This is a genomic window from Saccharopolyspora sp. NPDC050389 (assembly GCF_040655595.1).
Lineage (GTDB): Bacteria > Actinomycetota > Actinomycetes > Mycobacteriales > Pseudonocardiaceae > Saccharopolyspora.
The window spans coordinates 18,635-43,581 of the sequence record NZ_JBFAKG010000069.1; the positions used below are offsets into that span (position 1 = coordinate 18,635).

19 protein-coding genes and 1 pseudogene are annotated in these 24,947 nt (G+C 68.5%); 7 read left to right on the forward strand and 13 right to left on the reverse strand.

Annotated features, from left to right (window positions below; all coding sequences use genetic code 11):
• Positions 1-112 precede the first annotated feature (112 nt).
• Together AB0I53_RS34485 and AB0I53_RS34490 are read left to right on the forward strand one after the other, a co-directional pair.
• A complete protein-coding gene (locus AB0I53_RS34485; protein WP_358612594.1) occupies positions 113-739 on the forward strand; it encodes a TetR family transcriptional regulator in 627 nt (208 codons plus the stop codon).
• Between the two features lie 77 nt (positions 740-816).
• Positions 817-2,379 carry an FAD-dependent monooxygenase gene (locus AB0I53_RS34490; RefSeq protein ID WP_358612651.1) on the forward strand — a complete coding sequence of 521 codons (1,563 nt, stop codon included), beginning with the start codon at positions 817-819 and terminating at the stop codon, positions 2,377-2,379.
• Here the strand turns inward: AB0I53_RS34490 and AB0I53_RS34495 are convergent.
• Positions 2,363-3,031: a peptidylprolyl isomerase gene (locus AB0I53_RS34495; protein WP_358612595.1), complete on the reverse strand. Its 669-nt coding sequence runs from the start codon at positions 3,029-3,031 to the stop codon at positions 2,363-2,365. The two genes, AB0I53_RS34490 and AB0I53_RS34495, sit on opposite strands and share 17 nt — an antisense overlap.
• 51 nt (positions 3,032-3,082) lie before the next feature.
• Positions 3,083-3,796 (reverse strand): heparin lyase I family protein, encoded by a 714-nt coding sequence (locus AB0I53_RS34500; RefSeq protein ID WP_358612597.1) that lies wholly within the window; start codon positions 3,794-3,796, stop codon positions 3,083-3,085.
• Between the two features lie 451 nt (positions 3,797-4,247).
• Here AB0I53_RS34500 and AB0I53_RS34505 point away from each other — a divergent pair.
• Together AB0I53_RS34505 and AB0I53_RS34510 are read left to right on the forward strand one after the other, a co-directional pair.
• Positions 4,248-4,595, forward strand: a pseudogene (locus AB0I53_RS34505) (transglycosylase family protein); the annotation flags it as partial.
• Between the two features lie 396 nt (positions 4,596-4,991).
• A complete protein-coding gene (locus tag AB0I53_RS34510; protein WP_358612599.1) occupies positions 4,992-5,981 on the forward strand; it encodes an LLM class flavin-dependent oxidoreductase in 990 nt (329 codons plus the stop codon).
• On the opposite strand, the gene AB0I53_RS34515 is transcribed toward AB0I53_RS34510, so the two are convergent.
• From AB0I53_RS34515 to AB0I53_RS34525, 3 genes are all read right to left on the reverse strand, one after another.
• Positions 5,982-6,770 (reverse strand): ABC transporter permease, encoded by a 789-nt coding sequence (locus AB0I53_RS34515; RefSeq protein ID WP_358612601.1) that lies wholly within the window; start codon positions 6,768-6,770, stop codon positions 5,982-5,984. It lies immediately after the preceding gene.
• The gene (locus AB0I53_RS34520) at positions 6,767-7,717 is read right to left on the reverse strand and encodes an ATP-binding cassette domain-containing protein (protein ID WP_358612603.1); all 951 of its coding nucleotides are present in this window, start codon (positions 7,715-7,717) and stop codon (positions 6,767-6,769) included. Before AB0I53_RS34520 ends, AB0I53_RS34515 begins: the two co-directional genes overlap by 4 nt.
• 431 nt (positions 7,718-8,148) lie before the next feature.
• Positions 8,149-9,804: a GAF domain-containing protein gene (locus AB0I53_RS34525; RefSeq protein ID WP_358612653.1), complete on the reverse strand. Its 1,656-nt coding sequence runs from the start codon at positions 9,802-9,804 to the stop codon at positions 8,149-8,151.
• Between the two features lie 197 nt (positions 9,805-10,001).
• On the opposite strand from AB0I53_RS34525, the gene AB0I53_RS34530 reads away from it, so the two are divergent.
• Positions 10,002-11,003, forward strand: a complete 1,002-nt coding sequence (locus AB0I53_RS34530; protein WP_358612605.1) for a nitroreductase — start codon at positions 10,002-10,004, stop codon at positions 11,001-11,003.
• Positions 11,004-11,009: 6 nt separating this feature from the next.
• Here AB0I53_RS34530 and AB0I53_RS34535 read toward each other — a convergent pair whose 3' ends face one another.
• Together AB0I53_RS34535 and AB0I53_RS34540 are read right to left on the reverse strand one after the other, a co-directional pair.
• Positions 11,010-11,675, reverse strand: a complete 666-nt coding sequence (locus tag AB0I53_RS34535) for a response regulator transcription factor (protein WP_358612607.1) — start codon at positions 11,673-11,675, stop codon at positions 11,010-11,012.
• 52 nt (positions 11,676-11,727) lie between these two features.
• Complete coding sequence (locus AB0I53_RS34540; protein ID WP_358612609.1) at positions 11,728-12,150, reverse strand: FHA domain-containing protein; 423 nt, start codon at positions 12,148-12,150, stop codon at positions 11,728-11,730.
• 177 nt (positions 12,151-12,327) lie between these two features.
• On the opposite strand from AB0I53_RS34540, the gene AB0I53_RS34545 reads away from it, so the two are divergent.
• Positions 12,328-13,524 carry a serine hydrolase domain-containing protein gene (locus AB0I53_RS34545; protein ID WP_358612611.1) on the forward strand — a complete coding sequence of 399 codons (1,197 nt, stop codon included), beginning with the start codon at positions 12,328-12,330 and terminating at the stop codon, positions 13,522-13,524.
• A gap of 557 nt (positions 13,525-14,081) precedes the next feature.
• Here AB0I53_RS34545 and AB0I53_RS34550 read toward each other — a convergent pair.
• Positions 14,082-17,054, reverse strand: coding sequence for a tetratricopeptide repeat protein (locus tag AB0I53_RS34550; RefSeq protein ID WP_358612613.1), 2,973 nt, complete (start codon positions 17,052-17,054; stop codon positions 14,082-14,084).
• 284 nt (positions 17,055-17,338) lie between these two features.
• Here AB0I53_RS34550 and AB0I53_RS34555 point away from each other — a divergent pair, with 284 nt between their 5' ends.
• Positions 17,339-18,298, forward strand: a complete 960-nt coding sequence (locus tag AB0I53_RS34555) for a carbohydrate kinase family protein (protein WP_358612615.1) — start codon at positions 17,339-17,341, stop codon at positions 18,296-18,298.
• On the opposite strand, the gene AB0I53_RS34560 is transcribed toward AB0I53_RS34555, so the two are convergent.
• The 5 genes from AB0I53_RS34560 to AB0I53_RS34580 form a co-directional block, all read right to left on the reverse strand.
• Positions 18,249-20,429, reverse strand: a complete 2,181-nt coding sequence (locus AB0I53_RS34560) for an NB-ARC domain-containing protein (protein ID WP_358612617.1) — start codon at positions 20,427-20,429, stop codon at positions 18,249-18,251. The genes AB0I53_RS34555 and AB0I53_RS34560 overlap by 50 nt on opposite strands.
• 321 nt (positions 20,430-20,750) lie before the next feature.
• A complete protein-coding gene (locus AB0I53_RS34565; RefSeq protein WP_358612619.1) occupies positions 20,751-21,575 on the reverse strand; it encodes a carbohydrate ABC transporter permease in 825 nt (274 codons plus the stop codon).
• On the reverse strand, positions 21,572-22,501 hold the full coding sequence (locus AB0I53_RS34570; RefSeq protein ID WP_358612621.1) for a sugar ABC transporter permease: 930 nt from the start codon (positions 22,499-22,501) through the stop codon (positions 21,572-21,574). The genes AB0I53_RS34565 and AB0I53_RS34570 overlap by 4 nt, the downstream gene beginning before the upstream one ends.
• Entirely contained in the window at positions 22,498-23,847 is a 1,350-nt protein-coding gene (locus AB0I53_RS34575; protein WP_358612623.1) for a sugar ABC transporter substrate-binding protein, read from the reverse strand. Before AB0I53_RS34575 ends, AB0I53_RS34570 begins: the two co-directional genes overlap by 4 nt.
• Positions 23,840-24,841 (reverse strand): zinc-dependent alcohol dehydrogenase family protein, encoded by a 1,002-nt coding sequence (locus AB0I53_RS34580; RefSeq protein WP_358612625.1) that lies wholly within the window; start codon positions 24,839-24,841, stop codon positions 23,840-23,842. Before AB0I53_RS34580 ends, AB0I53_RS34575 begins: the two co-directional genes overlap by 8 nt.
• Between the last annotated feature and the right edge of the window lie 106 nt (positions 24,842-24,947).

Here is a 24,947-nt window from a genome sequence, read left to right on the forward strand (position 1 = left end):
GCAATCCGCCACAGCGGGCACCTGAACGGCAGCAGATCGCGAACATTCAGCGACCAAAGTTTCCGATCACGCATTTTTGCGCGATGCGCAAAATTCCAGTAGTGTGGTCGTCATGGGTGCCGAAGATAGCGAGCGGTCAGGCTTGCGGGAGCGCAAGAAGCAGGAGACCAGCCTCGCCCTGAGCTGGGCGGCCATCCGCCTCACCGTGGAGCGGGGACTCGACAACGTGCGCGTCGAGGACATCGCCGCCGAGGTCGGCGTGTCCCCGCGCACGTTCAACAACTACTTCGCCGGCAAGGGCGAGGCCATCGCCGCGCGGCACCTGGAACGAGCCCGCCAGATCTCGGTGGAACTGCGCGCGCGACCGGAATCCGAGCCGTTGTGGGAAGCCATCACCAACGCCGCGATGGCGCGCTTCGCGCTGGAGCAGGGCACCGGCGAAAAACAACCGGACCGCCAGTGGATCGACGGCGTTCGCCTGATGGTTTCCGAACCGGCGCTGCAAGGCGAGTTCATCAAGGCCAACGCCGCGGCCGAGTCCGAACTCGCCGCCGCCATCGCCGAGCGCACCGGCACCGACCCGACGCGTGACCTGTACCCGCGGCTGGTGGCCGCCACGGTCGGAGCCGCGATCGCCGCGGCCATCGGGCACTGGCTGACCGCCGAAGAACCCACCCCGATGGCACCGGTGCTGCGCGACGCCCTCGAGCAACTCGCCGACGGGATGCCCGTCCGCTGACCTCGTCAACCAACAACCCGGCGCCGCCGGGTCGATCGACCATGCCTTTTTCCGCCACAGCAAGGAGAAGAACCTTGATCGCCGATGTCGTGATCGCGGGTGCCGGCCCGAACGGGCTGATGCTGGCCTGCGAGCTGAGCCTGGCCGGAATCAAACCGCTGGTGCTCGAGCGCCTCCCGGAACGCGCGGCCGAGCAGCGGGCCAACGGCCTGGTCGGGCAGGTGGTGCGGATGCTCGACCGCCGGGGCCTGCACCAGCGCTTCAGCGGGAGCTCCGAGCCGCCGCGACCCGCTCCGGCCTTCGTGTTCGCTGCGATGCCGCTGGACCTGAGCGCCATCGAGGACAACCCGATCTACCTGATGCAGATGCCGCAGCGCCGCATCGAGCAAGTCCTGGAAGAACGCGCCGTCGAGCTCGGCGTGGAGATCCGGCAGGGACACGAACTCGTCGGGCTGACCCAGGACGACGATGCGGTCGCCATCGACGTCGCCGGGCCGGACGGCCACTACCGGCTGCACGCCCGCTACCTGGTCGGCGCAGACGGTGGGCACAGCCCGACCCGCAAGCTCTCCGGCATCGGTTTCCCCGGTGTCACCAAGGAGAACGTCGTTTCGCGCCTGGCGCACGTCACCATCGCGAGCTCGCTGGTCGATCCGGCGACGGGCGGGCTGGACGTCCCCGGCTACGGCGTCATCCCGCCGTTCATGCACCACCGCACCGAGCGAGGTGTGTTGGCGTACGCCCCCTTCCTCGACGGCAGAACGGTCGTGTCCACAATGGAGTGGAACTCGGGTGGAGCGAACGGAAGCGCGCTGACGCTGGACGAGCTGCGCGCGAGCATGCGCCGGGTGCTGGGCGTGGATCTGCCGCTCGACCCGCCCGAAGGCGACGGCCCGCACTTCATGCGCCGGCTGACCGGCGGCAACACCCGGCTGGCGGACCGGTTCCGGGACCGGCGGGTGCTGCTGGTCGGCGACGCGGCCCACGTGCATTCGGCGATCGGCGGGCCCGGGCTGAACCTGGGCATGCAGGACACCGTGAACCTGGGCTGGAAGCTCGCCGCCGAGCTGCAAGGCTGGGCGCCGCCCGGGTTGCTGGACAGCTACGAGGCCGAGCGACGTCCGGTGGCGCGGCGAGTGGTCATGCACACCCAGGCCCAGTCGGCGCTGCTCGGCCCGGGTGGCGAGACGACCGCGCTCCGGGAGCTGTTCGGCGAACTCCTCCGCGAGCCGCGGAACATCCAGCACATCGCGGACACGATGTCGGGTGCGGACATCCGCTACGAGATGGGAACCGCCGCCACGCACCCGCTGATCGGCCGTTGGGCGCCCGACCTGCTGCTCGACACCGGAACCGGCACGGTCCGGCTCGCGGAGCTGACCGCGAACGCCCGCCCGCTCCTGCTGGACCTGACCGAAGGCGCCGAGCTGTCCGAAAATCTCTCCGGCTGGAGCCACCGGGTGGAGGTGGTCAGCGGCCGCGCCGAGGCTTCGGCGACCGCGATACTGCTTCGTCCGGACGGCTACGTCGCCTGGGCGTCGAGCTCAACTCACCCGGACGCCCAGGAGCGACGCACCCTCCGCGAAGCCCTGACCACCTGGTTCGGCCCCGGTGCACCGCAGGTCAGCGACGGATCTTGATGTTCTCGATCTCCACCGGCAGGGCCGGTTCGCCGTCCTGGTCGCCGCCTTCGCCAGGGATGATGCCGCCCGCGACGATCTCGTCGAGCACGTCCATGCCTTCCACGACCCGGCCCAGCACCGTGTACCCGGGCTTGATGTTGGCGTGCGAGTGCACGATGAAGAACTGGCTGCCGTTGGTGTCCGGCCCCTGGTTGCCCATCGCGATGGTGCCGCGCGGGTAGGTCTCGGCACCGGTGACCTCGTCGGCGAACCGGTAGCCCGGGCCGCCCTTCTCCACCGAGTAGATGTCGCCGCACTGCAGCACGCCGAGCCGCGCCGAGTTGGTCAGCCGCCAGCAGCGGGAGTCGTCGTAGAAGTCCTTGCGGGCCAGGTGCACGAGGTTGTGCACCGCGCACGGCGCGTTCGCGCGGTCGAGTTCGACGACCACATCGCCGTGGTTGGTCCGGATCGTGGCCCAGGCCGTGCCCTCGTTCTTCGCCGCGGGATGCGGCGGCCGGACCGGCCGCGCGGCCGGGTTCTCCGGTGTCGGGATGTACTCGCACATCGTGCGCGGACTCGACCACTGCTGCTGCGGCTGCGCATCCGCAACGCCCGTCGTGACCGCGGTGAGCATGATACCGAGCATCCCGGCGAACCAACGCATTTTCATGCGAAGAACCTAGCCAGCCGCGCGGCCGGTAGATACCGACGAAAGCAGCAGTCAGGGCGCGACGTCGGCGTAGGAGGTGCCGACCTTGAGCGCATCGATCTCGTTCACCACGTCGTCGCCCTCGGCCCCGTAGACGCCCCACTTCGGATGGTTCTCGCTGTCGAAGGTGCGGCACGCCCAGCGCTTCGAGCCGTCGCTGAACGTCTGCTGCTCGCCGTTGAACCAGAACTCGACCCAGCCGCCGGTGGTCTCGTCGGACAGGTGCAGCCCGAGGACGACGCTGTGCCACTCCCCCGCCGCGATCGGGTGCTCCCAGATGATGCGCGTCTCGTCCGGCTGCCGTTGCAGCAGCGAGAGCTTGTTGTCGATCACCTTGAGGACGACCGGATAGTTCTGGATGTGGCTGCCGTAGGACTTCCACTGGAAGGTGGCGTTGTTGTCGACGGTGCTGGACAGCTTGCTGCGCCAGCCCAGGTAGTAGGTGGAGCCGTTCTCGAACTCGTACTCCTTGCCGTCGATGGCGATGCCGCGGCTTTCGCACCGCCTGCTCTCGGCGGGCTTGTCGTAGCGCCACACCGCGCCCTGCTCCGGGTCGTCGACGGCCGTGACGCTGCCCGGTGCGGCGCATTCCGATCCGATGTGCGCGAACACGCCCTTGCCGTGCGCGGCGTCGCCGTCCCAGATGGCCGCGGCTGCTGCTGGGGGCGCGGAAGCCACGATGAGCGCCGCCGCCAACAGGGCCACGGCGGGAAATCTCCCGACCATGATCGTTCCCTTCCGGCGGCGGAAGGCCAGATCTACCGGATGCTCGTGGCCGGCGTCCAGAGGCGTCACCCGAATCGCCGGACGCCCCGACCGCGCCCACGTAACCCACATGAGTGAATGCAAGTTCAATCATCACGAACTGTAATCAACCGGCCGTCCGCGATATACCAGCGCGAATGCCAGATCATCGGGATCTTGTCCGGCTTCCCGTAGCAACGGGGCCAGATTTCAGGGGTTGGCTCACCGAGACCGACTACGTAGCGTGTCCGCCTGTCGGGTCCCCGAACCGACGCGGAAGCTCGCAGCGCCGAACCCTGCCCCGCGCGGCTTCCCACCCCCGAACGAACAACTGGGCAGGGGCGAGCTCCCCGAGCCGGGTTCCGGCGGCATCCCCGCACGCCCACCCGGCGGCACGAACGTGCCCGCTCGCAGGCGCAGCAGGAGATCGCCCATGACGCGTACCCCGAAGCGCACCGCCACCCGCGTCGCCGTGCGAGTGGCGCTCGCCGGCTTGATCGCCGCCACTCCCCTCGCCACGGCCATCCCGGCCAGCGCCGCCTCGTCGTCCACTTGGGACGCCGTCGCGAAGTGCGAGAGCTCCGGAAACTGGAAGGCCAACACCGGCAACGGCTACCACGGTGGCCTGCAGTTCAGCCCGTCCACGTGGGCCGCTTACGGCGGTAAGGCCTACGCCCCCAAGGCATCGCAGGCGACGCGCGAGCAGCAGATCGCGGTCGCCGAGAAGGTCCTCAAGGCCCAGGGCCCCAAGGCCTGGCCGGTGTGCTCGAAGAAGGCCGGACTCACCCGCTGACCGGTTCAGCTTGATTCCAGGCTCGTTTTGCGTAGCGGTGCGGATAGCCGAACCTCAGAGGTCTTCTCGCTGCGGGATCCCCGACACACGTGACCAATACGTCGTGGCGGGCTGTCCTCGCGAGAAGGCCTCTGAAAACCCGCGGCGGCGCGAGTTTCGCAATTGGGCTAAGCGGCTACGCCGCTTCAAAGACAACGACCCGCCCTACCGCACCCCAACACCTCCCGAGCAGCTTCGATAGCAACACAACGCACTCACGAGCGGGGACGTGACGGTCCCCACTGCGCGGCGACCGCGGAATAACCGGGGCGGCTGTTCCGTTATCTCTGCTGCGCGGGGCAGCGGCCTCGCGCCTGTCGCACGCGATGAAAGGCTGATGCCGCCGTGGCCGTTGCCCTCTCCATTCTCGATCTGGCACACATCGGCCCGGGAGAGACGGCCGCCGACAGCTTCGCCGCCAGCGTCGACCTGGCACAACGCGCCGAATCGCTGGGCTACCGGCGGATCTGGTACGCCGAGCACCACAACATGTCGTCGATCGCGTCGTCGGCCACCAGCGTGCTGATCGGGCACGTTGCCGCGCACACCAAGACCATCCGGCTCGGCGCCGGCGGCGTGATGCTGCCCAACCACGCGCCGCTGACCATCGCCGAGCAGTTCGGCACCCTCGAAACGCTCTTCCCGGGGCGGATCGACCTCGGCCTCGGCCGAGCCCCCGGCAGCGACCAGAAGACGATGCGGGCACTGCGCCGCGACCCGTCCTCGGCCGAAACGTTCCCGCAGGACGTGCTGGAACTGCAGGGCTACCTGGCGGGCGACTCCCGGATTCCCGGGGTCAACGCGACGCCGGGCGCAGGCACCAACGTTCCGCTGTACATCCTCGGCTCCTCCCTGTTCGGCGCCAGGCTCGCGGCGCTGCTCGGCCTGCCCTACTCGTTCGCTTCGCACTTCGCGCCCGATGCGCTGGAGGCCGCCGTTTCGCTTTACCGGCAGGAATTCCAGCCGTCCGCGCAGCTCGCCGAGCCGTACGTGATCGCCGGGGTCAACGTGATCGCGGCGGACACCACCGACGAGGCCGAGGAGCACTTCCAGGCGGCGAAGCGCTACCGGGTGGCCCGAATGCTCGGCCAGGGCAGGGAATTCACCCCGGAGGAGGCGGACGCCATCCTCGCTTCCCCTGCCGGGCAACAGGTTCTGCAGATGACCAAGTACACCGCGGTCGGCACCCCGGCCGAGGCGGACGACTACCTGGACGGGTTCGTCAAGCGGACGCAGGCCGACGAGCTGATCGTCGTGTCCGCCGCGCCGGACCGCGCCGCCTGGCGCCGCTCGCTCGAACTCCTCGCCGACGTCCGCGGCCTGGTCCCGGCCTGATCAGCGGGTCGGTTCGCGCCGGAACGCCGCCCGCGCCCACAGGTAGCCGGCGAGCGCGATCGCGACCGACCAGGCGACGGCGAGCACCGCGTTCGCGCCGACCGGGGTGCCCATCAGCAGTCCGCGGACCGTCTCGATGATCGGGGTGAAGGGCTGGTTCTCGGCGAACCAGCGCAACCCGGCCGGCATCGAGTCGGTGGGCACGAACGCGCTGCCTAGGAACGGCAGGAACTGCAGCGGCAGGCCGACGTTGCTCGCCGTCTCGGCGCTCCTGGCGACCAGGCCCATCGCGACCGACACCCAGGTGAGCGCCAGCGCCAGCAGCGCGAGCAGGCCGAGGGCGCCGAGCCACGCCAGCGGTCCGCCGGTGGGCCGGAAACCCAGCAGCAGCGCGACGAGCACGACCAGCACGACGCTGATCATCGTCTGGATCACGCTGCCGACCACGTGCCCGGTCAGCACCGAAGACCGGGAGATCGCCATGGTGCGGAACCGGTTGATGATGCCCTCGGTCATGTCCACGCAGACCGACACCGACGCCGCCACGGACCCGGACGTCGCGGCCATCAGGATGATCCCGGGCGCGACGTAGTCGATGTACCCGGCGCCCCCTGCCGCGACCCCGAGCCCGGCGCCCAGCACGCCGCCGAGGACGTAGACGAACAGCAGCATCATCACGATCGGCATGCCGATCACCGACAACGACATGCCCGGATAGCGCAGCGCGTGCAGCAGGTTCCGGCGCAGCATCGTCACCGAATCACCGCCGGCGTGGGAAAGGGTGCTCATCGAAGCGGCTCCTTCTCGGTGTCGGGGCGGCCGGTGAGGGCGAGGAAGACGTCGTCGAGGTCGGGGGTGTGCACGGACAGCGCGTCGGGCTTGATCGACTCGGCGTCGAGCCGGTCCAGCAGCCCGCGCAGCGCCGGAATGCTGCCATCGCTGGGAATCTGCAGGGTGAGCGCTTCGTCGTCGCGGGCGACGTCGCCGAAGCTCCGGGCCGCCGAGGCGAGCTCCTCGGCTCCGGCGAACCGCAGGTGGATGTGGCCGCCCGGGATTCGGCTCTTGAGTTCGGCGGCGGTGCCTTCGGCCACCAGCCGCCCGTGGTCGAGCACAGCGATCCGGTCGGCGAGCTGATCCGCCTCCTCCAGGTACTGCGTGGTCAAGAAGATCGTGACGCCGCCGGCCACCAGGTCGCGGATGATCTCCCACATGGTGCGGCGGCTGCGCGGGTCCAGCCCGGTGGTCGGCTCGTCGAGGAAGATGACGCGCGGATCGCCGACCAGCGTCATCGCGAGGTCGAGCCGCCGCCGCATGCCGCCGGAGTAGGTCGCGGCCTGCTTCCGGCCCGCCTCGACGAGGTCGAACCGCTCCAGCAGCTCCGCGGCCCGCCGCCGGCCGACGGTGCGGCGCAGGTGGTGCAGGTCGGCCATCAGGAGCAGGTTCTCCTCGGCGGTGAGCAGGTTGTCCACCGCCGAGAACTGGCCGGTGACGCCTATCGCGGCACGCACCGCGTCGGGATCACCGGCCAGGTCGTGCCCGGCGACGCGGATGTCCCCGGCGTCGGCGCGGATGAGCGTGGACAGGATCTGCACGGTGGTGGTCTTGCCCGCGCCGTTGGGCCCCAGCAGCGAGAAGATGGTGCCCTGCGGGATGTCCAGGTCTATGCCGTCGAGCACGACCTTGTCCCCGAAGGACTTCCGCAGCCCGCGGACCGCGATGGCGGATCGCCCAGCCATGCCCCCTCCTTTCGTCGTAGCAACGCGTTGATCTCGATCACCGGGTCGACCACGGACTCCGCGGCCCCACCCCACTAGATCGATGGCGTCACTATGGCACCGGCCTGGCACCCACACAAGCCATTTTGGCTCGCATGGATGCCGCGAACACGCAAAGACGACACATAAGGCCAGGTGAACGAGCCGTTCGACACGATTGCAAAAGGAGTTCCGCGGGTTCCGAACTTGCCTAAAATCGGGCGCTGGCGCGCCATGGACGCCCGCAGTGAGATCGCCGACCACCGAGCATCGACCGAAGGGCGCGGCCGGAACCACCGCTACCGCTCCCACACGGCAGCACGGTGGCACAGCGGCGCAGCCGAGCCGCCGATGAGTACCTCGGCGCGCTTCCCGGAGAACCCGGCCCGGGATATGACCACAGTGGACGGTGATCAGCGCATGGGTGCGCTCCAGCGCACGCTGGTTCCGCCCGACGGCAGCCGCTCCACGGCGCACTTCCCGTCCAGCTGGGCCGCGCGCTCCACGAGGTTGCGCAGGCCGCTGGGCGTGACGTCGTCCGGGATGCCGATGCCGTTATCCGTCACCTCGATCGACAGGGTTTCGTCCAGGGCGATCGCGACCGACAGCTCCGATGCCCGCGCATGCCGGACCGTGTTGCTCACCGCCTCCAGGACGACCGCTTCGGCGTTCTCGGCCAGCTTCGGCGGCAGGACGTCGAGCGGGCCCGCCATCCGCACGGTGATCCGGATCGGGCTGTCGCCGACCACGTCGGTGATGACGCGCTGCACCCGCACCCGGAACCGCACCGCGCTCTCACCGGTGGCCTGCAGGTCGAAGATGCTGGCCCGGAGGTCCTGGATCACCTCGTGCAGCTGGTCGATGTGCTCGGTCAGCCGGGCGGCCACGACCGGCACCTTCGCGCGGCGCTGCGTGCCCTGCATCGCCATGCCGACGGCGAACAACCGCTGGATGACGTGGTCGTGCAGGTCGCGCGCGATGCGGTCGCGGTCGGCCAGCACGTCGAGCTCCCGGCGGGCGGCCTGCGCTTCGGCGCGCTGCAGGGCCAGCGCTGCCTGGTCGGCGAACGAGGACACCACCTGCAGCTGGTTCTCGTCGAACTCCGCCGCGCCGGCCGCGCGCGCGGTGAGCAGCACGCCGGAGGTGGCCTCGTCGGCCCGCATCGGAACCGCGAGCGCGGGCCCGAACTGCAAGGCGTTGCCCTCGGTGATGTCGAACTCGAGGTTCGAGACGTTGCGCGGCAGCCGCTCCCGGAACACCTGCCCGGTGGTGGAGCCGCTGACCGGGATCGTCCGGTGCGCCAGGTCCTCGACGTCCAGCCCCACCGACACGGTGATGACGAGATCGGTCACCTCCGCCGCGTCCTCACCGGCCGTCGGCACCGCGATCAGGGCGTAGTCGGCGGCGGTGAGCTCCGCGGCGCGCTCGGCGATCACCTGCAACGCGTCGATCGGATCGGTACCCGCCAGCAGTTCCGCAGTGATCTCGCCGGTGGCGTCCAGCCAGCGCTCCCGGCGGCGGACCTCCTCGAACAGCCGGGCGTTGTCCACCGCGATGCCCGCCGCGCCGGCCAAGGCCTGCATGACGACCTCGTCATCCTCGGTGAACTCCCCGCCGCCGCGCTTCTCCGTGAGGTACAGCCGCCCGAACGTCTCCTGCCGAGCACGGATCGGCACGCCGAGGAAGCCGCGCATCGGCGGGTGGTGCGGGGGAAAGCCCACCGAGGCCGGGTGGGCGGAGATGTCGTCCAGCCGCAGCGGCTTGCCCTCTTCGATGACCACGCCGAGGACGCCGTGCCCGGTCGGCAGCGAGCCGATGCGCTCCCGCATCGGCTCGTCGATGCCCTCGTACACGAACTGGCTGAGCTCGCCGCCGGGCCCCAGCACTCCGATGGCGCCGTAGCGGGCGTCGACCAGCTCCATGGCCGTGTGCACGATGCGCCGCAGCGCCGCGTCGAGTTCGAGTTCCGACGAGATCGCGAGCACCGCCGACAGCAGGCCGTCCATCCGGTCGCGCAGCCCGATGATCTCCTCGATGCGCACCTGGACCTGGTTCAGCAGCTCTCTCAGTCGCAACCGGGAGAACGTATCCGCGACCGACCTCGACGGGTCCTGCGGCTCGCCTGGATTTGGCGCGTCCGCCCTGCTCACGCGTCTACTGTGACACGCCCGACCGGTTCGCACCGGGGCGAGTGGTGACGATCGACTCTGGTTCGCCGCGCCCGCCACCGGCACGCTGGCAGCAACGACGACCGGAGGGAGACCCGATGAACACGCCGATCGGCGCAGTGGCGTGCCTGACGGCCGACCAGGTCCGGGATGTGCTGCTCAAGGCCACTTCCGCGCCGTCTCTGCACAACAGCCAACCCTGGCGGTTCCACTGCACACCGGAGGCCATCGCGCTGCACGCGGACCGGTCCCGCGCCGTGCCGGCGGCCGATCCGGAGCACCGGGAGCTCATGCTCGCCTGCGGCGCGGCGCTGCTGAACCTGCGGCTGGCGATCCGGGCGCTCGAGGTGCAGCCGGACGTGAACGTGCTGCCGCACCGCTGCGCACCGGATCTGCTCGCGATCGTCCGCCCCGCCAGGCGGCGCCCGGCGACCCCCACCGACGTCGAGCTCGCGGCGGCGATCCCGCGACGCCGTACCAATCGCAAGCCGTTCCTGCCCACGGCGGTCCCGGTGTCGCTGCACAGCCAACTGCGGCAGGCCGCCGAGGCGGAGCGGGCATGGCTCGCGATCCCGGAGCACGAACAGCTGCCGAAGCTGCAGGCGCTGGCTCAGCAAGCGCACGACGCACAGCTCGCGGATGCGGAGTTCGCGGCGGAGCTGCGGCATTGGACGGGCCGCGGCTCGGGCTCGCCCGACGGGGTGCCCGCGAGCAGCAGCGGCCCGCTGCCGGAGCCGCAGGACGAATGGGTGCTGCGCGACTTCAGCAGCGGGGAGGGAAATGCCCGGGTGGCGGGCAAGGACTTCGAGCCGGAGCCGTTGATCTGCGTGCTCGGTTCGTTCCAGGACGGTGTGTCCGCGCAGCTGCACGCCGGGATGGCGATGCAACGCGTGCTGCTGGCCGCCACCGCCGCCGGGCTGTCGAGCTCGTTCCTCTCCCAGATCGTCGAGGTCTCCACCACCCGAAAGGAGCTGCGCGAACTCATCGGCGGCGGCCTGTGGCCGCAGGCCGTGCTGCGCATCGGCTACGGATCACCGGTGCCGGCGACGCCGCGACGCTCGCTGGACGACGTGGTCACCGACGAGCCCGCCCGCAGCTGACGGGCTTCAGGCCTGCTTCGGTCGGTGGTGCAGCTGGGTGGCGAGCACCGCCGCCTGCGTCCGGCGTTGCAGGCCCAGCTTGGACAGCAGGCGGGACACGTAGTTCTTGACCGTCTTCTCCGCCAGGTACATCCGGTCGGCGATCTGCCGGTTGGTCAGGCCCTGGCGGATGAGGTCGAGCAGGACGCGCTCCTGGGGAGTCAGCTCGGGCAGCGCCGCGGAGCTGTCCAGCTTGGCGCGCAGCTTGTTCACCAGCTCCGCGGTGCCCTGCTCGCCGAGCAGCGACCGGCCCGATCCGACCGTGCGCACCGCGGACGCCAGCTCCATGCCCTTGATGTTCTTGATCACGTATCCGGCGGCGCCGGCCAGCATCGCGTCGAGCATGGCCTGCTCGTCCGAGAACGAGGTCAGCATCAGGCAGCTCAGCTCGGGAAGCCGGGATCGCAGCTCCCGGCACAGCTCGATGCCGTTGCCGTCCGGGAGCCGCACGTCGAGCACCGCGACGTCCGGCCGCAGGGCGGGGATGCGGGCCTCCGCCTCGCGGGCCGTGGCGGCCTGGCCGACTACTTCGAGGTCGGGCTCGGCGGCGAGCACGTCGGCCAGCCCGACCCGCACCACCTCGTGGTCGTCGACCAGGAACACCGTCGTCTTACCGGACCGGGTGTCGTCCACGACTCCAGGCTACGAGCGCATTCGAGTCGGCGCCCGATGCGTTTCACCGGCCTCAGGAGCCACTGCGGAAGGTGAAGCGGACCTTGCCGACCCAGATCTCGTCGCCGTCGGCCAGCTCGGCGGAGTCCACCGGCATCCGGTTGAGATAGGTGCCGTTCAGCGAGCCCCCGTCGACCAGCACGTACCGGCCGTCCTCCCGGCGCAGCTCGGCGTGCTCACGCGAGACGGTGACGTCGTCGACCACGATGTCGCAGCCGCGTCCGCGCCCGATGGTGGTGCGCGTGATGCCGATCGCGAATCCGGTGCCCGCGTCGGGCCCCCGGTTGATCACGAGCCGGGCGCGGCCGTGGTGCTCTTCGGGCGCGCGTGGCGCCGGAACCTGCTGCGCCGCGGCGGCGGGCACCGACCAAGACCGGGTCGGCTCGTCCATCTCGATCCCGCTCGGTGCGGACGTGTCGATCCGCGTCTCGTTCATCATCAATCTCCTTGCGAACAGACGAAAACGCCGCTGCGAGCTGCGCGATCCATTGCGGCGGCCAACCCCAGCATGCCCAAGCCCGGCCACCGCTGGCCAGGACCTTCGTCCCAACTTTTCGAAGTCCTGCGCCCGGGCCTTCCAAGCTCGGTAAATGGTTCGCGGCAAGATCACCCGATGCCGTACCGTACGCCGGTCGCCTGCGGCGGCACCACGACGAGGCCGAGGACGGGAACGGTGGAGCACAACGGTTGGGCCGACGAGCACTTCGGAGCCATCGCCGACGCGTTTTCGCGGAACTTCACCGAGTTTCCCGAACTCGGCGCGGCGGTCACGGTGTTCGTCGACGGGCGCAAGGTCGCGGAACTGTGGGGCGGCGTCGCGGACGAGCGCACCGGTCGGCCGTGGGAGCAGGACACCGTCGTACCGGTTTTCTCCTGCGCCAAAGGCATTGTGAGCATGTGCGCGCACCTCCTCGCGCAGGAGGGGCGCCTCGATCTCGACGCCCCGGTTGCGCGGTACTGGCCGGAGTTCGAGCGGCACGGCAAGGAGGCCATCACCTGCCGCATGGCCCTCGGGCACCGGGCGGGCCTCCCCGCGTTGGACCGGAAGCTCGCCTTCGACGAGATCGCGGCCTGGACACCGGTGATCCACGCCATCGAGGACCAGCGGCCGCTGTGGGAGCCGGGAACGGCGTACGAGTACCACGGCCACGTGTTCGGCTTCCTCATCGGCGAGGTCATCCGGCGCATCACCGGCCTCACCCCGGGCGCGTACTTCCGCCAGGCGGTGGGCGACCCACTGGGCCTGCGGGCCTGGATCGGCCTGCCGGCCGACGAGCTCGACGGCCGCGCACGGCTCGTGGAAGTTGAAGGGCGCCCCGAGATGCCGGGCCCCGAACACCTGCTCACCCGCATCGTGACGATGAACGGCGCGCTGGTCTTCCCCGGTCTCGACGAACCGCACGGCTGGAACGACCCGGCGCTGCTCGGCATGGAGCTACCCGGTGCGGGCGCGACTGCGTCGGCGAGCGGCCTCGCCGGGCTGTACGCGGCGGCGGTGACCGGCATCGACGGCGGCCGGCGGCTACTCGCACCGGGCACCGTGACGGACGCGGTCCGCGAGGTGTCGTCCGGCCAGGGCTGGCTGGGCTTCGACGCCGGAACGCGCTGGGGCTCGGGCTTCCTGCTCGACTCGCAGGCCTTCCGGCCGATGCTGGGAGAGCACAGCTTCGGCAATGACGGAGCGGGCGGCCAGTTCGCCTTCGGCGACGACGAGCACGGAGTGGGCTTCGCCTACGTGGCGAACAGGATGATCGGCCACGGAGACGCCCGAGCCAACCACCTCATCGAAGCAGTGCGGAAGTCCCTCTGACGCCCCGCAAAGAGAACTCCCCCTGCCGCGAGGGGGTTGCGCGGCAGGGGGAGGAAGACGCAGACGTCGCAAGTCCGCAACGAGTACACCGGAATCCACAACCAAAGTTGCGATCACCGACAATTTCCGGCCGGTCGATGTATCGATAATCAACCGTTCCGAAAGCGCGCCAAGAACGGCCGAGAACCGAAACCGCAAGCAGGGCACTCAGGGGCGCCCGTATTGCCCCCAGCACTTCTCGTCCACGTTTGCCGCGCCCTTTTCAACGCTTGCTGCGACAGCCTCCGACGGCAGGGCGAGCGAGCTGCCGGCGAACCCAACAGCCAACAACGCGGCGCAACACAGAGAAAGAATCACCCGTCGGGGGTAGCTCATTTAGCAGATCTCCTCGAATTTCGTGAGGGTTCGACACACGTTGAGTGACTCACGATCACTCGTTCGGGACATTATGAGCATCGACTCCAAGACCCGAAAGGCGGGGGACGTGACGGCCGTGGCCACGGTAATCCGCTAACCTTGCCCGGTTTGCCGCGCAACCGGCTGCTTCGCGCGAAAGGTCAGCGGTGGCCTAGCTCCGCAAGGCGTTCCCGGATGGCGATCCAGCCGTCATTGCCGCAGCTGCGGTACAAATCGCTGGCCCGCTTCCAACCTTCGACGCTCGCGTCCCGGCGTCCGGCCGAGAAGAGCGCGGCGGCCAGCAGTTCCAGCGCTCGGGCCTCGGTTTCGACATCGTTCGTCCGCCAACAAATCCGGACGCTCTCCCTCGCGTACTCGACGGCCTCGGCGACTTGCCCCCTCCGGAAGTGCGCCGTGCCGAGGACGCAGATCGCCACCGCGAGGGAAACCAGGTCACTGCTGCGCCGGTGGCAGACCAGCGCCTGCTCACCGAAATCGATCGCTACCTGCAGATCACCACGATCCAGGTGGAGCTGGCTGAGCTGCCCGAGGACTTCGCCCGCGCCATGAGCATTCCCCACTTTTCGATGCAGCGCAAGGGATTCGTGGTATAGGACGCTTGCTTCCACATAGTCGGCCTGCTTGTGCCGCAACTCTCCGAACCGACGCAGCGTTCCGGCGCGGGCGAACTCAAATCCGTGCAGGAGCTGGACCTCGAGCGCATCCGTGAACAGGCGCTCGGACGCGTCCCAGTCATTGATCCGAAACCGCTGACAAGCCATGTTGTGCAATGCCACCGAAGCCCCGAGCACGATCCCGAGAGACCGGCATATGCGATAGGACTCCGAGAAGTGGTCGTAGGCCCGGTTGAACTCGCGGATACTCAGGCAGATGTATCCAATATTGTTCAAACAAATGCATTCCCCTTCTCGCTCTCCGAGCGCACGCGTGGCGGCGAGAGCCAGGCCCAGGGAATCGAGGGCTTCCTGATACCGACCGAGGCGCTTCAGCGGCTCGTTTATGGTGTTCGCCAATCGCCAGGTGTACTGGTCCTGGCCGTGATCCGCGGCAACCCGAACCATGGCCAGCAAGGCACGTCGTTCCTGCAAGAACCACCGCATCGCGTCCTGGTCGTCTTCGAACTCCTTCGGCGTGACCTGGTCGTCGATGGGAAGCATCGGCACACCCGGGCGGTACGGGAAGAGCTTCGCCTCCGCATTTCCTGCCGCGTGGAGGTACCAGTCCAGCATTCGGACCAGCGCTTCCGCGCGGTCGACGGGATCCTCGTCCTCCTCGGCCCGCTCGGCCGCGAACTCGTGAATCAGGTCGTGCAGCTCGTAGTGCTCGGCCTTCTGCTCGATCAAGTGCGAGTTCACCAAGACGTCCAAGTCTTCGCGAGCCTGTTGCGGTGTCGAGCCGGTCAATGCAGCCGCGGTCTCCAAACCTGTCTGCGCAACGGGATGCAGGCCGAGCAAGCGGAACATCCGCCTCGCGAGCCCGGGAAGCGTCCGGTAGGACAGCGCAAAGCTTGCTCGCACACTCGTGTGGTCACCGTTGGGGCTGTCCCCGACCTTGAGGATCCGGTGCTCTTCACGAAGAAATCCGGCGATGTCCGAGAGGGAGACCTCGCGGCGTTCCCGGGCGTAGTGACCGACGATGCGCAGCGCCAGGGGAATTCCGGAACAGAGTCCGACCAGCTCTTGGACCGCATCGGGTTCCCGGTCGCAGCGAACACCAATGGTTTCGCGCAACCAACGCGTTCCCGTCGCCTCGTCCAACAGCGGAACATGGATCTCCTGAGCACCGTGGTGCAGCAGCAACCGATCTAGGTGATGCCTGCTCGTGACGAGGATGACGGCCTCGTGAGCAACATCCAGCAACGGCTCGATCTGGCCCACATCAGCGACGTTGTCGAGCAACAACAGCATGTGGCGGTCACTCATGAACGTGGACAACTGCGCCCACTGGTCGCGAATGTCGCCCAAGAGGTCTGCGGACACGCCGAACGAGGACAGCAACGCGCGCACCAGATCCGCGCTGCTCAACGGGGGATGGAGCGAAAAGCCGTTCATGTCAAGGTAGAAGTCGCCCCCTGCGAACTGCTGACGGGCGTGGTGCGCCCAATGCACGCTCAGCGCGGTCTTGCCGATCCCGGCAGTACCCACCAGCACGAGCAGCCCTGCACAGGTGCCATTCTCGGTGTACTCGTCTAGCACATCGACGAGATCTGCCCGTCCACCGAAATCACGTAGATCCCGAGGCAGCTTCCTAGGCGGGCCGCTGGACTGCCGCGCGATGTCCTCGCCCCCTCGCCGGGGCGACGGGATCGGCAACCGCATCTGCTCGAAGAAGGTGCGGAGTTCGTCGGCTTCTTCGAGCAGATCGTGCGATTGCAGAAGCCTCCGCTGGTGGAAGAAGTACTCGGTCGCCTCGTAGTCGCGATCCGCTGCCCGCAAGGCCTGAATCCGCTTCTTGGCGAGGGTGACGTTGAGCTCGTGCTCCGGTTGCAGTTCTTCCGTCGTCGCCAGCACTTGCTCCGGGTTGCCGAGCGCCAACTGGCTTTCCATCAACGTGTAGTGGGCGGGCATGACCAGCGTCGCCAACGCCTGCCGCCGAAAGGCGTCGGCCAGATCTGTGTCGAGATCGACGAGCGGCGGTTCCGCCGAAAGTTCGAGAGCTTCTGGAAGCAGCTCGCAGACCAACTCGTGATCGCCGTGGCGAGCCGCGCGCTGGGCATCCACGAGGAGGTCGCGCACGTAGTGGTAGTCAACGCGTTCGCGGTCGATGTTCAACCGGTAGCCCGCGTTCACGTTCTTCACGGTTGCGGACGACTCCATCGTGTTCAAGACCCCGCGGAGCCGGGTCACGTACGTTTGAAGCGTCTTGGCGTGCCGGGCCGGGTCCGCTTCCCTGCCCCACAACCAGTCGACCACGAGGCTGATCGGGATCGTCTTCCCCGGCCTGGTCAGAAGAACTCCCAGCAGACCGCGGATCTTCGTCGCCTGCCAGTCGTCCTGCCACGTTCCGGCCAACCGCAGCCGCACTTGGCCGAAGATCTTGAAGTCCACCAGCGCCCCTTTCGCTGGTCGCCCTCCCCCTGTGCATCGAGTGTGCGTGATCTCGTACTCGGCCACAGCATCCGATCGCCGTAAGTACCTACTCCATTACGGTTCCTCGCCGCGGTCGGCCATCGCCAGCACAAGCGTTCTGCAAGCGAACTGGCAACGGCCCGAGATCGCGCGGAACATTCCAATGCCGGCGCGAAGTCATCGCATGCCCGACGGAACGGGCGACGGCCTGCCCAGCTGCCGATTCGACCGGATCGGCCAGTTCACCGAAACCGGATCGTCAAGTCCGCCCCGCCAATGTTGGGTTCGTCGGCCACGTTCCCAGCCGACGAGCGACAAGCGGAGGAATCATGGTCAACAAGATCGTAGTCGCCGGGGTCGCCAGTCTCGCGATCAACGTCGGCGTGCAGGATCCGACGCGCATCACGAGGGAAGGGCCTTGGTACCCGCGCTGGCTGGAGTCCGGTGTCGGCGGCGCGGGCGGGCACATCGCGACGATCCTCTCCGGGCTCGGCGACGACGTCTCGCTGTGCACCGTGGTGGGCGGAGACCGGACCGGAGCGCTGATCCGCCGAGAGCTGGACGACAGGAACCTCAACGGACCGGAGGTCGTCGAGGGCGCTTCGTCCGCGCTGGCGGTGGTGTTGGTCGCTCCCAGCGGCGACCGGGTCGTCTACTCCCACATGACGAGCATCGCTGCGGTCCAGTACCCCGTCGAGACGTTCCAGGACGCCGTGCGGGGTGCCGACCTCGCGGTCCTGACCAGTACCGACTTCACCCGACCCCTGCTTCCTGCCGCGGTGCTGCAAGGTGTGCCGATCGCCGTCGACGTCAACGTGATCGCCGACATCGACGATGACCGCTACGGGCCGTGGCTCGAAGTGGCCGACATCGTGTTCTGCAGCCACGAGCGGTTGCCGTGCCCGGCCGAGGAATGGATAGCGCAGGTGTTCCGACGCTACCCGGGTTGCCTGCTGACAGCGGTGAGCAGAGGTGGCCGCGGCTGTCTGCTCGGGTTACGAGATGGGCGCCTGGTCCAAGCCGACGCGGTGGCTCCGCTCGGGGTGTGCAACACCTCGAGCGCCGGGGATTCGCTCTTCGCTTCGTTCCTGCACAGCTGGTTGGCGACCGGCAATCCGGTCGAGGCATTGTCCGACGCCGTCGTCTACGCCGGCTGGCGCATCGGGCACCGGTTCCCGTCCGGGGTGCTCCTCGGCGAAGCCGACCTGGCGAACTTGCGGTCGCGGAATCCGGTGCGGGTCAAGCTCTCCCGGTGGGACCGGACTCAGCCTGCGCCCGCCAGTCCGTGAGGCGTCGGCGCAGCACATCGGCGGCGGCATCGCCTTGGTGGTCGAAGTGACGGATTGCCGCCGCCAAGTGCTCCTCTGCCGCTGCGGCATCGCCTCCGGACCAGTGGAAGTCGGCCCACACCTGATGGGCGAACGCCTTCCCCTCGACGGAGCCGATGGTTTGCATCGCCGTTTCCCCGGCCGCCAGCCAGGTTTCAGCCTCAGCGGTGTCACCGGCCCGGACCAGCGCTTCGCCTAGGACGAGCTCCGCGCGAGCGGCGTTGTACGGGTCGGATTCACGAGATGTCGCGAGTTCGCGCTGCGCCTCGCGTAACAGCGCGATCCCCTCACCGGTAGCAGCTGAAGCGACCTTAGCCTGGCCGACGACGAGCAACGACAGGATCGCCTTGCGTTCCCTGCCCAACGCGGCGAAGCCCGCGTGAGCCTGCTCGGCGAAGCTCACGGCCCGCTGGTGATCTCCAGCGGCGAGTGCGATCACCGACTGAGCATCCCTCGTGTTCGCCACCCCGTACTCGTCACCGAGCTCGCTGAACACCTCGAAGCATCGATGAAGCAGTTCATCGGCCTCCGCGCGCTGCCCTCTCAAGTTGTGCAGCAACGCGAGCCTCCGTGTCGCCCGGCCCTCCCACTTCAAGTCGCCCAGCTCCTTCGCCGACCGCACGGCGAGCTCATCGACGACCAATCGCTCCTGGTGGTGGCCCGCATAGCGGAAGAGCGGCCACATGACGTATGCCAGGTACCACGCCGCAGCCCACCACCGGCGGTCGACAGCCGTCCGGATGCAGCTGATCATGTTGGCGCACTCGGCCTCCAACCAGGCCAGCGCGGCGGCACGTTCCTCGAACACCTTCCCAGCGACTTCCGGATGGGTGAAGGAGTATTCGGCTCCTCGCAGGTGCGGGGTGAGGAGCCGGCATGCGCCTTCCGCGCTGCGGATGTAGCTCTCGATGATGCGAAGCAGCGCAGTCGACCTGTCCTCGGAGGAGTCCTCCTCACGGGCGCGTTCTCCAGCGTGCAACCGGAGCAGGTCGTGCAGGCGGTAACGGCCCACGTTCACCTCTTCGAGCAGGTGGGCCTCCAGCAGAGCATCGAGGTGCTCGTCGAGCACCGCCGGCGGAAGATCCGTCGCCGCGAGCACCGTCTCGATGCTCATCTCCCGACCAGGATGCATGCCCAAGGTCCGGTATGTGCGACGTGCTTCCGCGGGCAATCCGTTGTAGGACAAGTCGAACACCGAGCTCACCGAGACCTCCTCTTCCCGCGAGAGAATCCGCAACCGACCGCGTTCGTGCTGCAGCTCGGCCACTGCCTGCGCCACGCCGTAACGTGGCCGGGAAGCCATTCGCGCCCCCATGACGGAGAGCGCGATCGGCAGACCGCCGCACAGATCGACCAGCCGGCCGGCCTCGGTCTCAGCGGACCGCACCCTGTCGTCGCCGATGGTCCTGTCCAGCAGCCGAACCCCGTCCCCGGTGCTGAGCGGGGGCACGAACACCAGCTGCGCGCCGTCCATCCGCAGGGAAGCCAACTGCCGACGAGCCGTGACCAGCACCATGCTTCGCGGTGACGCGGGCAGCACGGTGCGAACCTGCGCAGCGGTCCATGCGTTGTCCAGCAGAATTCCTATCGCTTTGTCCGCGACCAAGGATCGCCACCAGGCCGCCCGCTGTTCGAGGTCGGCCGGCACGGCCTCCGCCGGGACGCCGAGCGCCCGAAGCCAACCACCCAGTACCGCTCCCGGCGCAGCGGGCTCCCCGCCGTCCCCGGCGGCCAGATCCGCGTAGAACTGACCATCGGCGAAGCGTTCCTGAGCCGAGTACATCCACCGGAGGGCCACCGCGGTCTTGCCCACCCCGCCCAGCCCGGACAGCACGGCGAGACCGCCGCGATCACGGCTCGACGTGTACGTCTGCTCCAATGCCGTGAGCTCGCTGTCCCGGTTGGTGAAGTACGCGGGCGGCGTCGGCAACTGGCGTGGAATCACAGGTTCGGCGGAGGCGAACTGGTGGAAGTGAATCCCGCCGCTCACGCTGCCCGCCTGGACCACGGGACCTGCGACGCTCCCGGTCAGCAGGTTCTCCGCGGCCGAGATCGCATCGCGACGGGCCCGCCTCTTCTCCCACGACGACACGTGCACCCCACCTCCACATGCACCCGCACGAAGCTAGGAAGCCCAACCTTCCCACCATCCGCCGGAGATCTGCCATGACAAGTGACGTGATCGCCTTCGCTTTCTTCCCACTCAACCCTGTCGGGTGTGTTTGACGAGGCAATTCCGCAAGATGTGCGGTGCCCCAGCGTCGACGGCCACTGCAACGAACCGGAGCCCGGAACTCACTTCCCTGGGAAGTAATTCCGGACTCCGGAATGGCCGGCAATCCGACGCCGCCCCGCAAAGAGAACTCCCCCTGCCGCGAGGGGGTTGCGCGGCAGGGGGAGGGATCTGGGGTGCTTACTTCACTGCGCCCATGGACAGGCCTCGGACCAGGTGGTTCTGGGCTATCCAGCCGATGATCATCACCGGTAGCGACGCCAGCAGGGCCGCCGCCGACAGCTGCGCCCAGTACAGGCCCTCGCTGGTGATGAAGCCGACCAGGAACACCGGCACCGTGCCCGCCTGCGCCGCCGTCAGGTTCACCGCGTAGAAGAACTCCGTCCAGGAGAAGATCACGCAGATCAGCGCCGTGGCCGCGATGCCAGGTGCGACCACCGGCAGGATCACCTTGAACAGCAGTGTCGGCAGCTTCGCGCCGTCCACCCGGCCCGCCTCCACCATCTCCTTCGGCACTTCCAGGAAGAACGAGCGCATCATCCAGATCGCCAGCGGCAGGTTCATCGCCGTGTAGAGGATGACCAGCGCCCAGACGTTGTCCAGCAGCTTCAGGTTCTGCGAGATCACGTACATCGGGATGATCGCCGCGACGACCGGCAGCATCTTGGTGGACAGGAAGAACCCGAGCGCGTCCCGGGTGCCCGGTACTGCGGCGATCGACAGCGCGTAGGCCGCCGGGACCGCCATCAGGAGCACCAGCAGCGTCGACATGACCGTGACGAACGCGGAGTTGCCCAGGTACGGCAGGAAACCGCGTTCCAGGACACCGGCGAACTGGTCCAGCGTCGGGGTGAACACCAGCCGCGGCGGGTCGGTGTAGGCGTCGGCCTCCTGCTTGAACGCCGTGAGCACCATCCACAGCAGCGGGAAGACGAACAGGATGGCGACCAGCCAGGTGAACGCGGTCAGCGCCCACCGGCCGGCCGGATTTCCGGCACGCATCATCGCACCTCGCTCACGCCGAAGGTCCGGAACATCAAGCGCAGCGCGAACGTCGCCACGATCAGTGTCAGCACGACGACGATGACGCCCATCGCCGAGGACTGCCCGATGTCGAAGCCTTCGAAGGCGCGCTGGTAGATGTAGTAGGGCAGGTTCGTGCTGGCGGTGCCCGGGCCGCCCTGCGTCATCAGGAAGATCGCGTCGAAGCTGTTCACGATGTAGATCGCGCCGAGCAGGATCGCCAGCTGCAGGTAGCGGGTCAGCTGCGGCAGGGTGATCGACGCGAAGATGCGCCACCGGCCCGCGCCGTCGACCGCCGCGGCTTCGAGCACTTCCTTGGACTGCCCCTGCAGGCCCGCGAGGATCAGCAGCATCATGAACGGCGTCCACTGCCAGACGATCTGCGCCATGACCGAGGTCAGCGGGAACTCCGACAGCCAGTCGGTGTCGCCGCCGAAGACGAAGTTCAGCAGGCCGTAGCTCGGGTCGAACATCGTCGTCTTCCACAGCAGCGCACCGGCCGCCGGGAGGATCAGGAACGGCGTGATGAGCAGCGTGCGGACCACGCCGCGACCGACGAACTGCCGGTCCAGCAGCAACGCCAGCCCGAGTCCGAGCAGCATCGCCACCAGCACGCAGACCACGGTCAGCAGCACGGTGTTCAGCATCGCGCCGCGGAACTGGCTGTCGGCGAACACGTCGACGTAGTTGCGCAGCCCGACGAAGTGCCGGGAGCCCGGCCGCACCAGGTTCCAGGACTGGAACGAGTAGAACACGGTCAGCACGAACGGGATCTGCGTGACCAGGATCGTGAACAGCAGCGCGGGCAGCAGCGGGGCCCGGCGCAGCCATGCGGTGCCGGACCACTTGCCGACCGGCTTGCGCACCTGGTCGGGAATCGTGACGGGTGTCGTGGCGGTCTGGGTCATCGGGTCTCCCGGTATGCCGCGCCGACCGACTCGGCGTACTCCTGCGACTGCTGGAGCGCCTCGTCGACCGTGATCTGCCCCGCGATGGCGGCGGAGAGCTGCTGGCTGACGCGCGTGCCGAGGTCCTGGAACTCCGGGATGCCGACGAACTGGATTCCCGGGTACGGCACCGGCCGCAGCATGGCGTTGCTCTGCTGGGCGCGGTCGATTCCGTCCAAAGTGGCCGGTGCGTAGGCCTGGGCGGCCTGCTGGTACTCGGGGATCTGGTACGTCGACAGGCGGCAGCCGGGCGGAACCCGGTTCCAGCCGAAGGTGTTGCCGACGTTGCGCACGAACTCCTTGTCGGTCATCCAGCGCATGAACCGCCAGGCGGCGTCCTTGTCCTCGGCGACCTTCGGCATGGCCAGCGACCAGGTGTAGAGCCAGCCGCTGCTGCCGGTGCGCTCGACCGGGGCCGCGACGTAGCCGGACTTGCCGACGACCTCGCTGCTCTCCGGGTCCTCGTTGGTGCCGGCCATGACCGTGGCGTCGTACCACATCGCCGCCTGCCCCTGCCCGTAGCGCGTGCCGCATTCGGAGAAGCCCGCGCTGGACGCGCCGACCTCGCCGTGCTGCCGCACCAGGTTCACGTAGAACTCGGCGGCGGACCGGAACTCCGGCGAGGTCAGCTGCGCGTTCCAGTTCTCGTCGAACCAGCGGGCACCGAAGGTGTTCGCGACGGTGCTGAACGGCGCCAGGCTCTCGCCCCAGCCCGGCTTGCCGCGCAGGCAGATGCCGGACACGCCCGCGGCCTTGTTGTCGAGCTTCGCCGCGAAGTCGGCGATCTGCTGCCAGGTCGGGCGTTCCGGCATGGTCAGCCCGGCCTGCTCGAACAGGTCCTTTCGGTAGGCGAGGAAGGACGACTCGCCGTAGAACGGCACCGCGTACATCGATCCCTGGTGGGACAGCGAGTCCCGGATGCTCGGGATGAAGTCGTCCGGGTCGTAGCCCTCGCTGTTCTCGATGTAGGGCTGCAGGTTCTCCAGCCAGCCGTTGGCCGCCCACTGCGGGGTCTCGTAGTTGCTGATCATCACCACGTCGAACTCGCCGCCCTCGGTGGCGGTGGACGCGGTGATCTTGGCGCGCGCCTGGTTCTCGGGCAGCTGCACGAACTTCAGCTTGATGCCGGGGTTGTCCCGCTCGAACTGGTCCGACAGCGCGATCGCGTCTTCCATCTGCGGGTTCGACACGATCGCGACGACCAGCGTCCGCCCGCCGGAGCCCAGCGCGCCGGCTCCGGCGCAGCCGGTGAGCGTGAGCAGCGCGGCGCACGCGAGCAGCGCGAGCTTCTTTATTCGGCTATGCATCAACGCCTCCCGGCAGCACCTGGACCTTCAGCCCGGCACCGCTGCGCATCAGGTCGAGCGCCGCGGGGAATTCCTCCAGCGGCAGGGTGTCGGTGAGCAGCGCCGCGGTGTCGATCGCGCCGGAGGCCACCAGGTTCAGCGCGGCGCCGAAGCTGTTCAGCACCGCCATGGAGCCGACGATCTTGATCTCGTCGTTGTAGATCCGGAACGGCGAAAGCGACACGCGAGCTTCTTCCGGGGCGACGCCGAACACCAGCAACCGGCCGCCGCGGCGCAGCGAGTCGAAGGCCGCCTCGATCGCGGGAGCGGCGCCGGTGCAGTCGACCGCGGCGTCGAACCGCTCGTCGAGCTCGGCGACATCGGTGCTCACCGCGACCGCGCCGAGCTGGGTGGCCCGGCTCAGCCGCGCCTCGTTGCGGTCGACCACCGTGACGTGCGCGCCGCCGCGCTGGAGCAGCTGCTGCATCAGCAGCCCCATCGTGCCCGCGCCCACCACGAGGAACCGCTCGCCTGCTTCGACGCCGATCTGCCGGACGCCGTGCACCGCGCACGACACCGGCTCGACCAGCGCGCCCTGCTGCCAGGTCATCTCGTCCGGCATCCGGTAGCAGGTGGCCGCCGGGACGGCGACGAACTCGGCGAACGCGCCGTCGACGGTGTCGCCGGTGGCGTTCCAGTTCGCGCACAGGTTGCCGTGGCCGGAGCGGCAGGGCGTGCAGTACCCGCAGAACAGCGAGGGATCCACCGCGACCCGGTCGCCGGCCTTCCAGTCCCCCGGCACGTCCGCGCCGATCTCGACGACCTCGCCGGCGAACTCGTGCCCCGGCACGATCGGGTAAGGCGTGGGCGGGAAGTGGCCGTCGGCGATGTGCAGGTCCGTGCCGCAGATCCCGCACGCACCGACCTTGATGACCAGCTGCCCGTCGCCCGGTTTCGGATCCGGCACGTCGCCAACCCTGATCGAACCGGGCTGATCGATGATCGCGGCGCGCATGACACTCCATTCCGGTCTGCTCATATGAGCGCATCTCACTGCGGGCGTCCCGCAATACGCGGAGCATTCAAGGACTTCATGCCGAGTTACGTCAACCTTTCGGCCA

Coding starts and splice junctions, on each gene's coding strand:
- AB0I53_RS34545 (WP_358612611.1), top strand. CDS start 12,328: ATGCCGTACCGTACGCCGGTCGCCTGCGGCGGCACCACGACGAGGCCG.
- AB0I53_RS34485 (WP_358612594.1), top strand. CDS start 113: ATGGGTGCCGAAGATAGCGAGCGGTCAGGCTTGCGGGAGCGCAAGAAG.
- AB0I53_RS34540 (WP_358612609.1), bottom strand. CDS start 12,150: ATGAACGAGACGCGGATCGACACGTCCGCACCGAGCGGGATCGAGATG.
- AB0I53_RS34515 (WP_358612601.1), bottom strand. CDS start 6,770: ATGAGCACCCTTTCCCACGCCGGCGGTGATTCGGTGACGATGCTGCGC.
- AB0I53_RS34500 (WP_358612597.1), bottom strand. CDS start 3,796: ATGGTCGGGAGATTTCCCGCCGTGGCCCTGTTGGCGGCGGCGCTCATC.
- AB0I53_RS34530 (WP_358612605.1), top strand. CDS start 10,002: ATGAACACGCCGATCGGCGCAGTGGCGTGCCTGACGGCCGACCAGGTC.
- AB0I53_RS34555 (WP_358612615.1), top strand. CDS start 17,339: ATGGTCAACAAGATCGTAGTCGCCGGGGTCGCCAGTCTCGCGATCAAC.
- AB0I53_RS34520 (WP_358612603.1), bottom strand. CDS start 7,717: ATGGCTGGGCGATCCGCCATCGCGGTCCGCGGGCTGCGGAAGTCCTTC.
- AB0I53_RS34570 (WP_358612621.1), bottom strand. CDS start 22,501: ATGACCCAGACCGCCACGACACCCGTCACGATTCCCGACCAGGTGCGC.
- AB0I53_RS34565 (WP_358612619.1), bottom strand. CDS start 21,575: ATGATGCGTGCCGGAAATCCGGCCGGCCGGTGGGCGCTGACCGCGTTC.
- AB0I53_RS34495 (WP_358612595.1), bottom strand. CDS start 3,031: ATGAAAATGCGTTGGTTCGCCGGGATGCTCGGTATCATGCTCACCGCG.
- AB0I53_RS34575 (WP_358612623.1), bottom strand. CDS start 23,847: ATGCATAGCCGAATAAAGAAGCTCGCGCTGCTCGCGTGCGCCGCGCTG.
- AB0I53_RS34580 (WP_358612625.1), bottom strand. CDS start 24,841: ATGCGCGCCGCGATCATCGATCAGCCCGGTTCGATCAGGGTTGGCGAC.